This is a genomic window from Streptococcus sp. 1449, assembly GCF_013276805.1.
Lineage (GTDB): Bacteria > Bacillota > Bacilli > Lactobacillales > Streptococcaceae > Streptococcus > Streptococcus pseudopneumoniae.
The window spans coordinates 12,481-26,967 of record NZ_VMLS01000008.1 but is presented as its reverse complement, the minus strand read 5'-3'; the positions used below and the strand labels follow the sequence as shown (position 1 = coordinate 26,967).

The 14,487-nt window shown below is 38.0% G+C and carries 17 protein-coding genes; 4 read left to right on the top strand and 13 right to left on the bottom strand.

From position 1 onward, the window contains the following. Positions 1 to 6: 6 nt before the first annotated feature. A complete protein-coding gene (locus HT687_RS02165) occupies positions 7 to 1,557 on the top strand; it encodes a ClC family H(+)/Cl(-) exchange transporter (RefSeq protein WP_172924065.1) in 1,551 nt (516 codons plus the stop codon). A 552-nt stretch (positions 1,558 to 2,109) separates the two neighbouring features. After that, positions 2,110 to 3,180, top strand: a complete 1,071-nt coding sequence (gene xerS / locus HT687_RS02160; protein WP_000817848.1) for a tyrosine recombinase XerS — start codon at positions 2,110 to 2,112, stop codon at positions 3,178 to 3,180. A 213-nt stretch (positions 3,181 to 3,393) separates the two neighbouring features. On the opposite strand, the gene pdrM is transcribed toward xerS, so the two are convergent. The 13 genes from pdrM to dhaK all read right to left on the bottom strand — a co-directional run bounded on the left by pdrM (position 3,394) and on the right by dhaK (position 12,693). After that, a complete protein-coding gene (gene pdrM, locus HT687_RS02155; protein WP_031233691.1) occupies positions 3,394 to 4,746 on the bottom strand; it encodes a sodium-coupled multidrug efflux MATE transporter PdrM in 1,353 nt (450 codons plus the stop codon). Between the two features lie 10 nt (positions 4,747 to 4,756). Further along, positions 4,757 to 5,017 carry a hypothetical protein gene (locus HT687_RS02150; RefSeq protein WP_001105926.1) on the bottom strand — a complete coding sequence of 87 codons (261 nt, stop codon included), beginning with the start codon at positions 5,015 to 5,017 and terminating at the stop codon, positions 4,757 to 4,759. Positions 5,018 to 5,030: 13 nt separating this feature from the next. Continuing rightward, complete coding sequence (locus HT687_RS02145; protein ID WP_023936887.1) at positions 5,031 to 6,299, bottom strand: dihydroorotase; 1,269 nt, start codon at positions 6,297 to 6,299, stop codon at positions 5,031 to 5,033. 12 nt (positions 6,300 to 6,311) lie between these two features. Further along, positions 6,312 to 6,776, bottom strand: coding sequence for an 8-oxo-dGTP diphosphatase (locus HT687_RS02140; RefSeq protein ID WP_023936889.1), 465 nt, complete (start codon positions 6,774 to 6,776; stop codon positions 6,312 to 6,314). A gap of 9 nt (positions 6,777 to 6,785) precedes the next feature. Next, positions 6,786 to 7,439: a uracil-DNA glycosylase gene (locus tag HT687_RS02135; RefSeq protein ID WP_054393036.1), complete on the bottom strand. Its 654-nt coding sequence runs from the start codon at positions 7,437 to 7,439 to the stop codon at positions 6,786 to 6,788. Positions 7,440 to 7,500: 61 nt separating this feature from the next. Continuing rightward, complete coding sequence (locus tag HT687_RS02130) at positions 7,501 to 8,193, bottom strand: YjjG family noncanonical pyrimidine nucleotidase (protein WP_054393037.1); 693 nt, start codon at positions 8,191 to 8,193, stop codon at positions 7,501 to 7,503. Between the two features lie 124 nt (positions 8,194 to 8,317). Further along, positions 8,318 to 8,536: a hypothetical protein gene (locus tag HT687_RS11745; protein WP_078374344.1), complete on the bottom strand. Its 219-nt coding sequence runs from the start codon at positions 8,534 to 8,536 to the stop codon at positions 8,318 to 8,320. Between the two features lie 48 nt (positions 8,537 to 8,584). Continuing rightward, positions 8,585 to 8,797 (bottom strand): hypothetical protein, encoded by a 213-nt coding sequence (locus HT687_RS11740; protein ID WP_054393038.1) that lies wholly within the window; start codon positions 8,795 to 8,797, stop codon positions 8,585 to 8,587. A gap of 112 nt (positions 8,798 to 8,909) precedes the next feature. Next, positions 8,910 to 9,089, bottom strand: coding sequence for a hypothetical protein (locus HT687_RS12290; RefSeq protein WP_050208323.1), 180 nt, complete (start codon positions 9,087 to 9,089; stop codon positions 8,910 to 8,912). A gap of 288 nt (positions 9,090 to 9,377) precedes the next feature. After that, positions 9,378 to 10,109, bottom strand: coding sequence for a hypothetical protein (locus tag HT687_RS02125; RefSeq protein ID WP_054393039.1), 732 nt, complete (start codon positions 10,107 to 10,109; stop codon positions 9,378 to 9,380). A 623-nt stretch (positions 10,110 to 10,732) separates the two neighbouring features. Further along, the gene (gene dhaM, locus HT687_RS02120; RefSeq protein WP_050208301.1) at positions 10,733 to 11,107 is read right to left on the bottom strand and encodes a dihydroxyacetone kinase phosphoryl donor subunit DhaM; all 375 of its coding nucleotides are present in this window, start codon (positions 11,105 to 11,107) and stop codon (positions 10,733 to 10,735) included. Continuing rightward, on the bottom strand, positions 11,107 to 11,682 hold the full coding sequence (gene dhaL / locus HT687_RS02115; protein ID WP_000990807.1) for a dihydroxyacetone kinase subunit DhaL: 576 nt from the start codon (positions 11,680 to 11,682) through the stop codon (positions 11,107 to 11,109). Before dhaL ends, dhaM begins: the two co-directional genes overlap by 1 nt. Before the next feature lie 21 nt (positions 11,683 to 11,703). Continuing rightward, positions 11,704 to 12,693, bottom strand: a complete 990-nt coding sequence (gene dhaK / locus HT687_RS02110; protein WP_138701192.1) for a dihydroxyacetone kinase subunit DhaK — start codon at positions 12,691 to 12,693, stop codon at positions 11,704 to 11,706. A gap of 153 nt (positions 12,694 to 12,846) precedes the next feature. On the opposite strand from dhaK, the gene dhaS reads away from it, so the two are divergent. Continuing rightward, positions 12,847 to 13,377 (top strand): dihydroxyacetone kinase transcriptional activator DhaS, encoded by a 531-nt coding sequence (dhaS, locus tag HT687_RS02105; RefSeq protein ID WP_023941213.1) that lies wholly within the window; start codon positions 12,847 to 12,849, stop codon positions 13,375 to 13,377. Then, positions 13,374 to 14,363, top strand: a complete 990-nt coding sequence (dhaQ, locus tag HT687_RS02100) for a DhaKLM operon coactivator DhaQ (protein WP_138701191.1) — start codon at positions 13,374 to 13,376, stop codon at positions 14,361 to 14,363. Before dhaS ends, dhaQ begins: the two co-directional genes overlap by 4 nt. The last annotated feature ends 124 nt before the right edge of the window (positions 14,364 to 14,487 follow it).

Here is a 14,487-nt window from a genome sequence, read left to right as displayed (position 1 = left end):
AATACCATGGAGGAACAGTCGGAAATAGTCCGTTCTAAGAAAGAATTCGCCTTTGCATCCAGCACTATCCTATCCCAAGTTGGTCGAGGAATCATTGTCGGCCTCGTCGTTGGAATTATCGTCGGATCCTTTCGTTTCTTAATTGAAAAGGGCTTCCACCTGATACAAGGACTTTATCAAGATCAAGAGCACCTAGTGCGCAATCTTTTTGTACTGGTTTTGTTTTATATACTCATCTGTTGGCTCAGTGCTAAATTAACTCGATCAGAAAAAGATATCAAAGGCTCAGGAATTCCGCAAGTCGAAGCCGAACTGAAAGGCCTCATGTCCCTCAACTGGTGGGGCGTTCTTTGGAAAAAATATGTGCTAGGAATGCTTGCTATTGCCAGCGGCCTTATGCTGGGGCGTGAAGGGCCAAGTATCCAACTGGGAGCAGTTGGTGGTAAAGGAATTGCCAAGTGGCTCAAATCCAGTCCAGTAGAGGAACGTTCCTTAATTGCCAGTGGAGCTGCAGCAGGTTTAGCCGCAGCCTTTAATGCACCAATAGCAGGCCTCCTCTTTGTAGTAGAAGAAGTTTATCACCATTTTTCGCGCTTTTTCTGGGTTTCTACACTAGCAGCCAGCATCGTAGCAAACTTTGTGTCTCTGCTCATGTTCGGTTTGACACCAGTATTGGATATGCCAGATAACATTCCTCTCATGACCCTAGATCAATACTGGATTTATCTTGTGATGGGAATTTTCCTTGGATTTTCCGGTTTTCTCTATGAAAAAGCTGTGCTCGATGTCGGTAGACTTTATGATTGGATTGGTCAAAAAATCCATTTGGATAGAGCTTATTATCCAATTCTTGCTTTTATTCTCATCATACCAGTCGGAATTTTTTTACCCCACGTCCTTGGTGGTGGAAATCAGCTTGTTCTTTCCTTAACTGAGCAAGATTTTAGTTTCCAAGTTCTATTAGCTTACTTTTTAATTCGCTTTATCTGGAGCATGATTAGTTATGGAAGTGGTCTTCCAGGAGGCATTTTCCTACCAATTTTGGCGCTTGGTTCCTTACTTGGTGCCCTAGTTGGTGTTATCTGCGTCAATCTTGGACTTGTCAGTCAAGAGCAATTCCCTATATTTGTCATTCTAGGAATGAGTGGCTATTTTGGAGCAATATCAAAAGCTCCCTTAACTGCCATGATCCTCGTAACTGAGATGGTAGGAGATATTCGCAACCTCATGCCACTTGGTCTTGTCACTCTTGTTTCTTATATTATCATGGATTTGCTCAAGGGTACACCAGTCTATGAAGCCATGCTGGAAAAAATGCTTCCAGAAGAAGTATCCAGTGAAGGAGAAGTTACCCTTATCGAAATACCAGTTTCTGATAAGATTGCTGGAAAACAAGTACACGAACTCAACTTACCACACAACGTCCTCATCACTACCCAAGTCCATAATGGAAAGAGCCAAACAGTTAACGGCTCAACCAGAATGTATCTGGGTGATATGATTCACCTGGTTATTCCAAAAAGCGAAATTGGGAAAGTCAAAGATTTGTTGTTGTAGAGTTTGTTTACATAATTTATATTATGCAAACAACTGACTTGATTTATTTAGAAAACCGATTCTCAGCAATGAGGTCGGTTATTTTTTACTGATGAGGAATTTTACATATAAATAATTGAGCTTTGGTAAAAATAAGACTATAATTAAGTTAGAAATGATAAAGCATAAAGCTAGAAAGGAGTTTACTGTATCAAATCTGTACAGTAAGATTAAAATCATGAAAAAGAAAACAATAGCAATTATACAGTGCACTTTGTATCTCATAGCTCCCTTATATAGCTCTTCAGTTATGTAGTATTAACAGAACTTTAGTGGGTGAGATTTTTTTATTTTCCTTATTCTGTTAACTATTTCATTCTGGTTTAGTATTTGGAAGCTAGAAAAAACACTAGCTAATGATTCACAATGAAACTCCAAAGACTTAGATCCGTATTACACAGGTCTAAGTTTTTTTAAAAAGCTCTATAACATCTTTCCGAAAAACTATAATTTTCTTGAAAAATAAATAAGTCCATGCTATACTACTAATAGACTTATTTATGGAGAAAATACATGAAACGTGAGATTTTACTGGAACGAATCGACAAACTAAAACAAATCATGCCCTGGTATATTCTTGAATACTACCAATCTAAGCTTGCTGTTCCTTACAGTTTTACAACCTTGTACGAATACCTCAAGGAATATGATCGATTTTTCAGCTGGGTTTTGGAGTCTGGTATCTCAAACGCTGATAAAATGTCTAATATTCCTTTATCTGTCTTGGAAAACATGTCAAAGAAAGATATGGAGGCTTTTATCCTTTATCTTCGAGAACGTCCTTTGCTGAATGCCAATACAAGCAAACAAGGTGTTTCTCAGACAACCATCAATCGGACCTTGTCAGCACTTTCTAGTCTTTATAAGTATTTGACTGAGGAGGTTGAAAACGATCAAGGGGAACCTTATTTCTATCGTAATGTAATGAAGAAAGTTTCAACCAAAAAAAAGAAAGAAACACTTGCTGCTAGAGCTGAAAACATCAAGCAAAAACTCTTTTTAGGTGATGAAACAGAAGGTTTTCTAACTTATATTGACCAAGAGTACCCACAACAGCTTTCAAATCGAGCTCTCTCATCATTCAACAAAAATAAAGAACGAGATTTAGCCATTATTGCCCTTCTCTTGGCATCGGGTGTTCGCTTATCTGAAGCTGTTAATCTGGATTTAAGAGATCTCAATCTAAAAATGATGGTTATTGATGTCACTCGAAAAGGTGGCAAACGCGATTCGGTCAATGTTGCTGCCTTTGCTAAGCCTTATTTAGAGAATTATCTGGCCATTCGAAATCAACGCTATAAGACGGAAAAAACAGACACAGCCCTCTTTTTGACACTCTATAGAGGTGTTCCCAATCGTATTGACGCTTCCAGCGTTGAGAAAATGGTTGCTAAATACTCAGAGGACTTCAAAGTCCGTGTAACACCCCATAAACTGCGCCATACCCTAGCAACTAGGCTCTATGATGCTACTAAATCGCAAGTTTTGGTCAGTCACCAGCTAGGACATGCCAGTACACAAGTCACTGACCTCTATACTCATATCGTCAATGATGAACAAAAGAATGCCTTGGATAGTTTATAATTTTACGTAATATAACTTATGTAAAATTTTTATCAAGAAAAGAAGCTGCTAAAAATAAGCAACTTCTTTTCTTGATATCTGATACCAGTAAAGTAGCGTGGAATATCAATTGTTTCTATATTTTTGAAATTCTCATTTGCCTACTACTAATTTAACTATAGCAAAAATAATGCAGATAAGGAAGGATATTTTTGCTTGTAGGAATTTTAAAAATCAAGCTTTTCTGGATTCAAATCTCTTCATAATCGCAGTTAAACGCCAACGGTAGAGAGCCCCGCTCACGATTAAACTAATAATCAAACCAATCCAGTAAGAATAAGCTCCAAAATCTGTTAGAGAGTCGAATACCATAGCTACTGGGAGTGTCACCCCCCAATAACCAACCAAACCAAGGTAAAAAGGAATAACGGTATCCTTATACCCCCGTAAAATTCCCTGAAGAGGTGCTGCAAAGGTATCTGCTAACTGGAAGAAAAGACTGTAAGTCAAAAAACGTGCTGTCAAATCGATAAATTCTGGGTTGTTACCATAAAGACTAGCCACACTTCCCCTAAAAATGTAAAGGAAGGATAAGGTGAAGACCGCAAAAATGAGGGCTGTCCATCTTCCTAGACCAATATAGGTTTTCGCATCATCAAATCGCTTGGCTCCCACTTCATAGGAAACGACAATAGCCATAGCAGATGAGATACTCATAGGAAAGGCGTACATGAGACTTGAAAAGTTCATAGCTGACTGGTGACTAGCGATAATCAAGGACGAGAACTTAGCCATAATCAAGCCAACCACGGAAAAGATAGCCACCTCAGCAAATACAGTCCCCCCAATAGGCAGACCTAAACGAACTCCTTCCTTGATTTTATCCATATTAAGCGGAATTCGTTTCTCAAGATGTAGAGCCTTGAGCTTCTCCTGTTTAAATAGAACCAGAACAGAAATCCCCAGCAAGACCCAGTAGGCCAAGGATGTTCCTAAACCAGCACCAGCACCTCCCAGTTCTGGAACACCAAAGGCCCCGTAAATCAAGAGATAGTTAAATCCACTATTGAGAGGAAGCAACAAAAGCATGAGATACATGGACAACTTAGTCAACCCCAGCGAATCCAGCAAGGAACGAATGACACTAAAGAGCAACAAGGGGATAATTCCAATAGATAAAAACCAGAGATAACGAACTGCTACTGCCGCCACTGGTGCTTCTAGTCCAAGATGATTCAAGATTGGTGGTGCCAGGAAAATTACCATCCCCAGCAAGACCACAGATAGTCCCAAAGCCAAATAGATAAATTGGTAAAAATCAGACGCAACTTCTTCCTTTTTACCACTACCAAGATGGTGACCAATGATAGGCACCAGGGCTGACACAATCCCTGTTAGGAATGTAAAAAAAGGATTCCAGATACTGGTCGCCATAGACACACCAGCCAAGTCCATGGTATTGTATTGGCCTGTCATTGCAGTGTCAACAAAAGAGGCAGAATAATTGGCAAATTGGTAGATTAGGATTGGGAAGAAAATTTTTAAAAATAATACTAACTTCTCTTGTAAACACTTTGTCTTATACATACTTCTCTTTCTATTCTGATTTATCTAAACCAAAGAGTTTCAGACCATAGTTTTTCAAACTTAGCGGAGGATTATTAGATTTTGAAGTAGTATGCCAACACGCACATGTACGACAATAATAGCTTCTAACTAAACCTCCATTATCATATTGAACCGCATGGTCAGCTTTTTCTTTAGTTTCATATTGAATTTTAGAACGATTAGCTGCGGGACAGTAAATTCCACTATTAGATTTCGCTTGTCTCTCCCTACGTTTTCGAAAATAATTCATATTCTAACTCCTATCAAGCTTGATAGACAATTTGTCCCTTACAGATGGTATATTTAACCTGCCCTTTTAAGGTTTCACCGATAAAGGGTGAATTAGTCGCTTTGGAAGCAAAATGGGAGTCCACAAGGCGGTCAGCATTAGAATCAAAAATAGTGATGTCCGCTGGACCATTCTCAGCCAAATAACCAGCTTCAAAATTGTAAAGCTTGGCTGGGTTGTAGGTCATCTTTTCAAGCAATTCCATCAAGGTCAATTCCCCAGCTTCTACCAAATAAGTTAAACCGAGGGAAAGAGATGTTTCCAAACCAGTCATACCAGATGGCGCTTTGGTAATATCCTCAATGTTTTTCTCATCTGCATGATGAGGCGCATGGTCAGTTGCGATAACTGTGATGACGCCTGATTTGAGGCCTTCGATAACGGCACGACGGTCTGATTCCAAACGAAGTGGAGGATTCATCTTAGCATTGCTACCTTGTGTCAAAAGGAGCGATTCAGTCTTAGAAAAATGCTGTGGCGCTACTTCTGCTGTGACTTGCGCACCTAGCTCCTGAGCAAACTCCACTACTTTAACACTTTCTTCCTTAGACAAATGCTGGATGTGAACATGGGCCTTAGTTGCATAGGCAATCATGACATCACGCGCCATCATAGCATACTCAGCCACCCCAGTCGCACCGCAGATATGGAAATGTTCTTTAGCGATATTTTCATTAAAGCCAAGAATCCCATTCAAACCTGGATCTTCCTCATGAAGACTAATAAAGGTATTAAGCTTTTTAGCTTCTTCCATAGCTTCCTTGACAACTTTACTGCTTTCAAGCGGAATACCGTCGTCTGAGAAACCAACCGCACCAGCTGCTAAAAGTGCCTGAAAGTCTGTCAAATCTTGGCCATTAAAGTTTTTAGTAATGGTCGCAACCGTCTTAACATTAATCTTTTCTTTGGCAGCTGAATCCAGAACTTCTTTTAAAGTCTCTACATCCGAGATAGTTGGACTGGTATTAGCCATCATAACAACCGTTGTAAAACCACCTGCAGCGGCTGCTAGGGCACCAGTATGAATGTCTTCTTTATGAGTTTGACCAGGTTCACGGAAATGAACGTGAATGTCAACCAAGCCAGGAGCAACTACTAGACCACTAGCATCAATCGTTTCTGCTCCTTCTTCCGTGATCTCAGACGCAATTTTGACAATTTTCCCATCTTGAACTAAAACATCACACACTTGATCCAAACTAGACTTGGGATCCATTACACGACCATTTTTGATTAGTAGCATATGCTTTCTCCTTTATTCATAGAAATCAACTTGGGTATCCAACAATTTATCCCCATCATAAACAAACTTGGCTGAAAAGAAGGGTTTATCCTCTAAAAGCCACTTAACAAAGATATGGTCACCTTCCCAAGTTGGCTTACTCAAAACCTCATCATAGGGAACCCATTCTAGCGTTCCCTCGTTGCAGTCAATCAAGTCACCCTCAAACTCTGTCACCTTAAAAACATAGGTGTACCAGTCTAAATCTGGTGTAAATTCAGGAAAAGTGATAACACCTTTTAGAACTGGCTTGGCTTTGAGTCCTGTTTCTTCAAGGATTTCACGCGCCGCGCATTCCTGAGGAGTCTCACCACGCTCTAGCTTGCCACCCACACCAATCCATTTCCCTTCATGGACATCATTGGGTTTCTTATTACGGTGGAGCATGAGCAGTTCTTTCCCGTTATCAATGTAGCAAATCGTCGCTAACTGAGGCATATTTTCTCCTTATCTAAGCCAATCGATTGGCTCTTGTCCAGTCTCTTTTAAAAATGCATTGGCCTTGGAAAAAGGGTTGGAACCCCAAAATCCTCTATAAACTGACAAAGGACTGGGATGGGCTGATTCAATAATCAAGTGGTTAGGATTGGTAACCAAGGTCTTCTTCTTGCGTGCATAAGCTCCCCAGAGTACAAAAACAACTGGTCTATCTAAATGATTAACCACCTGAATCACAGCATCCGTAAAAGGCTCCCATATCTGCCCAGCATGACCATTGGCCTGCCCAGCAGGAACCGTCAAGCAAGCATTGAGAAGCAAGACTCCTTGCTCAGCCCAAGACGTTAAATCATGAGATTTCTTAACTCCGATGTCATCTGCTAATTCTTTCAAGATATTTTGCAAGGATGGCGGAGCTGGGATAGAGTCAGGTACGGAAAAACTCAAGCCCTGCGCTTGACCATGCCCGTGATAGGGGTCTTGCCCTAGAATCACCACCTTAACCTCTTCAAGCGGTGTTGTCAATAGAGCCTGAAAAACCTTTTCTTTGGGCGGATAAATAGTCCCCTGAGAATAGACCTGCTCCATAAACTGATTGATTTTCCCAAAATAACCCTCAGGTAATTGCGCCTTAATCAAAGCATGCCAAGACGAGTGTTCCATAGCCAACTCCTTCGTTTTTACTGCCTCTATTATAGCAAAAAGTGGCTTTCTAAACCACTTTTTACAGTTTATCTAAACAATCCAGCAAGTCTCGGTAAGAATGGACTTCGTAGGTTGGCTGGGCTTGTGTGGGATTTTCGAGTTGATGAGGATTGTACCAAATCGTGTCAATCCCAGCATTATTGCCACCTTGAATGTCGGCGGTTAGGGAATCTCCAATCATCAGCGTCTTTTCTTTGCTAAATCCAGCAATCTGTTGGCCAATCTTTTCATAAAAGAGAGCATCAGGCTTTTGTGTTTGCAATTGTTCAGAGATAAAGACTTGATTAAAATAAGGTGCCAGACCAGATTGAGCCAAACGTCCCGTCTGAATAGCAGTAATCCCATTTGTCGCAGCATATAAGTCATAATCACGCTCGATGAGACTATCTAAAAGTTCATGAGCACCTGAAAAAGCTTGCCCTTGCTGGGATAGGTAAAACTGGTAACGCTGGGCTAGAAAACTACCGTCTTTTCCCTGTCCAAAATGAGCAAATAAACGAGAAAAGCGCGTGTTAACCAGCTCTGGTTTACTGATTTTCTTTTGCTCTAAGTCCTTCCAGAGAGCCTTGTTCATAGGGACATAATAGTCTTTATAAGCCTGAATATCTGCAACCCCTTCTTCTTTTAGAAGTTGTGTCAAAGCCACATCCTCAGCAGCATCAAAATCAAGTAAGGTGTGGTCGAGGTCGAAGAGTAGAAATTTGTAGGACAATTTGGTGTTTTCCTTTCTAAGATAAACAACTTTCACTTCAGCCAGCTGTTTAATGTAAAAACTTAAAAGTGGTATAGTATCACAAAGAATAATCGTTCCAATTGATTAACTAATTCATACTATTCTAGTCAAGTTTATTTTTATTATAGAGAAATCTTCTATAAATTCGAGCAATAGTTAAAATACATACAAATATGACTCCCAAAATAGATAATACTATCTTCACAAAACTCATTTCCAAACCTATGACATATATATAAAAAAGAGGGGCTAATCCTACACATAGAGACAATAGATAACTACTAAATCTTATCTCTCCGATACCAGCAAAAAAATGTTTCATTTAAAATATCCCAATTTTACCTTTCATCTTTATAATCCACTAACAAATCTATTGACTTCTCATTTTTTTGAAAAATCTTGACAACAAATTTACTCCACTTAATGCTACTAAGACTTCAATGGGCAAAAAATAGTAATTCCATATCAAATGAGAAATCAGCAATGTTAGAAATAGTATACAGTCAATATAACCATTCTGAAAATACTCTGTAATTACATAATACAGAAACACCACAACCATCAAAATTAAAACAACCATCATAATGCTATCATCCTGTTCTTAATTTATTGTCACTTTTTCCATCCCATTCATCAATAGCATTAAAAATCCAATCAATAAATGATTACCTACTCACTAATTCTATTTCCAAAATTTAATTTTTTGGGGGATTTAGTAACGCAATTCCAATTAGCAATACACCTAATATAAATAAAAGTATTTCCCAAAATTTATTCTCAGTTTTAATAAAAGGTATAAGATACATGCTGACTAATATGGAACTTGCTCCTAAAAGAGCAAAGACCACTCTGACTCTATCACTTAGTTTAAACATATTTAATTCCCCATAAAATAAGCAGTGGCTATGTTTACTGTAACATTCCCCCGTCTTTATGTAGGGATAATCCCCCATCAAGACACCTCATCTCTTCTTACTCAATAGCAGCATAATTATTTGGTAATACGAGTTTCATAAGATTTCTCCTCTTTAACGTTGCATGGTTAGGATAGTTCTCTAATCAGTAATCGTTGACTGCGTTTAAAGCACTTTGTTACCTAGATAAAATACCCTTTCTCTACCTGATTTGATTTTAAAGAGAACTAAGATTTAACCATATCTATCTCACTTCTTATTTTTAAATAATTCATACTCTTTTTCTCTGATAAAGGGAAGTGAGAAATTAGAAAAAATTAGTAGAATTGAAAACAGATATTCGTCTTTTTGTATCACTAAAACATAACCTAAAAATAAATAGACAATCAAATCTAGTACAAAAAGAGAAAATATCCTCCTTTTCATTACCTTACTTGTCTTAAAAATTCTGTTTAATAGAACCTTTATCGTAGTATCTACACAAATTTTTATCAAAAAGATAAGAGCCAATACACGATTATCAACTGTACCATGAAGAATAAATGGAAATATAGTTAATATAAAACTAGAAATCTCTAAATATTTTATCCAAGGAGATTGAGACATCTTACTTTTAAACTGACTGATTTTCCTATACTCGCTAGCTAATCTAGTATCAAAATCTCTACCAATTTTATTAAAGATTAAGAACTCCAGGATAAAAATACTGATTAATACGATATAAGTAGAAACGTTTCCTGAGAAATATTTATTAATAAAAATCGGGAAAATCATTAACAGAATTGAGTTTATAGCCAGACAAATAGATACTATTTTATTCTTCACAGAGTATATAGGTAGCGATACTATTGAATAGAGAAACGCTAAAAAAATAAGCAAGAAATACTCTGTGCTGCTAATTAGCGGCGCCCTTAATGATAAAAATAGATAGGCACCCCACACGATGATATGCGCTTTACGAATTGACTCTAAACTACTCATCTACCTACTCCTAAATCTATTTTTAGTTCACATTCTCTTTCCAACAAGTCATAAACGTTTCATGATATTTCTTTCTTCTACATTAGATAAAGTCGAAATACATTTTTTGCAAGTGAAAATATTATTATTATTATTTGGAAACCCAAAATATCTATCCCTCTTCTAGACCTAAACCAAGTCAGATTAAAGATACAAATATAATGGTAGGGCTTTCTTTTACTTTAGACTACCATAAAACAAGGAATCTTTCAACAAAATTCATTGGCAAACTACTATTCTAGAAGATTGACAACCCAAATCGTTCAGAATAGAACAATCCTAACTATCGAATACCCTAACTTCATAAATATCCATGTGATTCTAGGTCTAGAATTCCTATAAACTAAATGTTTTCGTACTCTTCTAAGTAATTGATTGCCTTAAACTTTAATTTTTGAAGGATTCTAAAGCTAGAATAGTCTCATCACAATCAGTTTTGAATGATTCACAATTTAGAAACACTATAGGTTTACTCTTGTTAAAATAAAAAGGAACTGCCCAAAGCAATCCCTTTTTATTTACTTAAAATTTGATAGTTGAGATAATCAATAGCCCACCTATAAAAAGTGTTATAGTAAAATTCCTTATTTATTGATTTCAAGCTCAGACAACTGTGTTTGAATAACTGACAGTTCTGCACCAGCCTGAAGAAGAGCAGCTGCAGTATAAGCACCTTCTACAATTGGAACCCTATTGATCATGATACTTTTATCACTGAAATCAGCCACCATTTCTAAGTTCATTTTAGCAGAACCCAGGTCAAAAAAGGCTAATAAGGTATCTGCTGGATTTTCGGAAACAACCCTATCTACTTGATCAAAACTTGTTCCAATTCCTCCATCTTCGGTTCCTCCTACATAAGTAATCGGAACATCTTTAGCTACTTCACTAATCAGTTCAACGACACCTTCTGCAATGTTTTTGGAATGTGAAACGATAACAAGACCAATACTTCCCATTAAACCACCCCAGTTTCTAAAAGAGCAGTAAAGAGTAATCCTGATGAGAATGATCCAGGATCAATATGTCCAAGAGAACGTTCTCCTACATAAGACGCCCTTCCTTTAGTTGCAAGTAAATCTTTGGTAGCATTCACTACCTTATCAATAACCTCTTGAGTCAATTGACCAGCAGACAAAGCAGCAATAACAGGAGTCCAAACGTCAACCATTGTCTTTTCTCCAACTTCTGCTTTTCCACGTTTGACAATCATATCCAAACCGCTTTGTAAGATTTCCTCTATTTTCGAATTAGAATCAGCCTTGGCCATGCCCATAAAAGCAGAGCCATACAGAGGACCAGAAGCACCGCCTACTTTACTCAGTAGTTGCATTGAGACAAGTTTAAACACATCACTGCTGGTTTCAAATTGCTTTCCTTCTAAGTTTTCCATAACTGCAGCCATGCCACGCGCCATATTTCCACCGTGGTCTCCATCTCCTATCGGAGTGTCTAACTCACTAAGGTAATCTTTCTGTTCTTGAATCTTTTCATTAAAAAGCTTCATCCATTCAAGAGCTTGTTCAGCATTCATGCGACATTTCCTCCTTGAATTTTACCAAGCTGGTGTAGTAACAGGTGCATTTAGAGCAGCCAACCACTCATCATCTGCCAATCGAATCAATGTTAATGACAAACCAGCCATATCGATTGAAGTCATATAGTTTCCAATTTTCTTAAACGCCAACTCAACACCTTTTTCATGGAGCAATTTAGCCACATCATTTGCAAATACGTATTGCTCCATAAGAGGGGTACTTCCTAAACCATTGATGAGAAGCCCATAGCGTTCACCAGCTTTAAGTTGGAAACCTTCAGATAGTTTTTCAACCAATTCTGAGGCTAATTGTGCTGAAGGTTGCATTTTCTCTTTCTTATATCCTGGCTCACCATGAATACCAACTCCATATTCAAATTCATCATCTTCCAGAATAAATCCTGGTTTCCCAACCTCAGGAACGGTTGCTCCAGACAGGGCTAGCCCAATTGTTTTAATTTCTAAGACAAGTTTATCGGCCAAGTCCTTCATTTCAGATAATGATTTACCAGAACGAGCTGCAGCCCCCAAAATTTTATGGACTAATATAGTACCTGCAACACCTCGACGCCCTTGGGTATAGAGACTATTTTCAACAGCGATATCATCATCAACCACAACGCTTGCTACATCAATACCTTCCATTTCAGCAAGTTCTTGTGCAATTTCAAAGTTCATAATGTCACCAGAATAGTTCTTGATGACCATGAAAACTCCAGCACCTTCATCAGCTGCCTTGATGGCTTCTAAAATTTGGTCCGGAGTAGGTGAAGTGAAGACTGCTCCACAAATGGCAGCAGACAACATTCCATCTCCTACAAATCCAGCATGACTGGGTTCATGTCCTGAACCTCCACCTGAAATGAGTCCAACTTTTCCTGTCTTTTCTGCCTTTCTAACGATAACATCAAAACCATCTAAGCGTTGAACCAAGTCATCATGCATGAATGACAACCCCTGCAACATTTCATCAACAACTTGTGTCGGTTCATTTATAATTTTTTTCATGAGAAACTCCTTTCGGCATGTATCTTTGTTTTCGATTTCATTATATACTTTTTATTGCTGGATGATAAGGGACAGATTCTATTATTTGTCCCCTTTTAAACCCGTTTCAAACATTTTTTTGGTAAAATGAAGGAAGTAAAAGAAAGGCTTCCTATGGCATCATCACTCATTACAAAAAAACGGATTGCCAAGGCATTTAGAGACCTATTAGCTACTAGAGAATTTGATAAAATCTCCATTGTAGATATCATGGAATCAGCTGGCATTCGTAGACAGACCTTTTACAATCACTTTCTTGACAAATATGAACTGTTAGACTGGATATTTGAAACTGACTTAACCGAGTATATCACCAATAACTTGGACTTCATTTCAGGCCAAAAACTATTACAAGAATTATTTCTTTATTTCGAACAAGAGCGTGATTTTTATATTCAACTTTTTGATATTCAAGGGCAAAATAACTTCTATGACCACTTTATCAGCTACTGTCGCTTGCTTGTATCAAAAATTTTAAGAGAATATGGTCAGATTGATAGCGATTCATCTGCTTATACTTGTTTTTTGCTAGATTATCACTCACATGCTCTAGCAGAAATCGTGAAGGCTTGCGTCAATAAAAAAAGTCCAGTTCCACAACCAGGCTATCTCATCATGACAATTATTGGAAAGAGGCCACAATGACATTTATTTCAAATCATAAACAGAAAATTATTTCAAGTTACATTTCAGCAACTGTCAGCAGTCATCCTGAATTAGAAAAACACCCTACTTTACCACTAGTCTATCAAAAAAATCGCAACCCTCATCAGATTCCAATATTGTCGGGTGGAGGTTCCGGTCACGAACCTGCGCATATTGGATATGTAGGAAAAGGAATGCTTACCGCTGCTATCTATGGCCAATTATTTACTCCTCCTACAAGAACTGAAATCTTAGAGTCCATTCGTTTTTTAAACAATGGTCACGGTGTCTTCATCATTGTAAAAAATTTCGAAGCAGACATCAAAGAATTTAGCTGGGCCATTAATACTGCTAGACAAGAAGGAATTAAGGTCGGCTATAGTCTAGCACACGACGATATTTCTATTGAACCTCACAATAGATTTCAAATTAGAGGAAGAGGGCTTGCAGGGACTATTTTACTTCATAAAATCCTAGGATATGCGGCTCAGAACGGTGCTGACATCGAGCAACTAACTGATTTAGGTTATGAACTTGCTCCCGAAATCGCAACAATTGGCTTTGCAAGGAAAGCTGCTAGTCTCCCCCAAGCCACCCTTCCACTATTTAACTTGGAAGAAGGAAATATTTCTTATGGTATTGGGATACATGGCGAAGAAGGCTATCGTATCGTCCCATTTCAATCATCGGAAATCCTTGCAAATGAAATTATAAATAAATTAAGATTGCACTATCATTGGAAACATGGGGATCAATTTATATTGCTTGTAAATAATCTAGGCACTACTACCAACCTAGAAATGGGAATATTTATCAATGATCTTCTTCAACTCTTAGAAATTGAAGGAGTCACTATTACTTTTATAAAATCAGGAACATTTATGACCAGTCTGGATATGGCAGGTATATCCGTAACTCTTTGCCCTGCGAAAAATAAACAATGGTTAGAAGCGCTCAATGCTCCAACAACAGCTTTTTCATGGTAATTTGCTTGTATAACTCAAAAGGGCTACATCACTTGTTAGACCTTTGCTTTTATCTTATACTCAATGAAAATCAAGGAGCAAACTAAGAAACTAGCCGCAGGTTGCTCAAAACACAGTTTTGAGG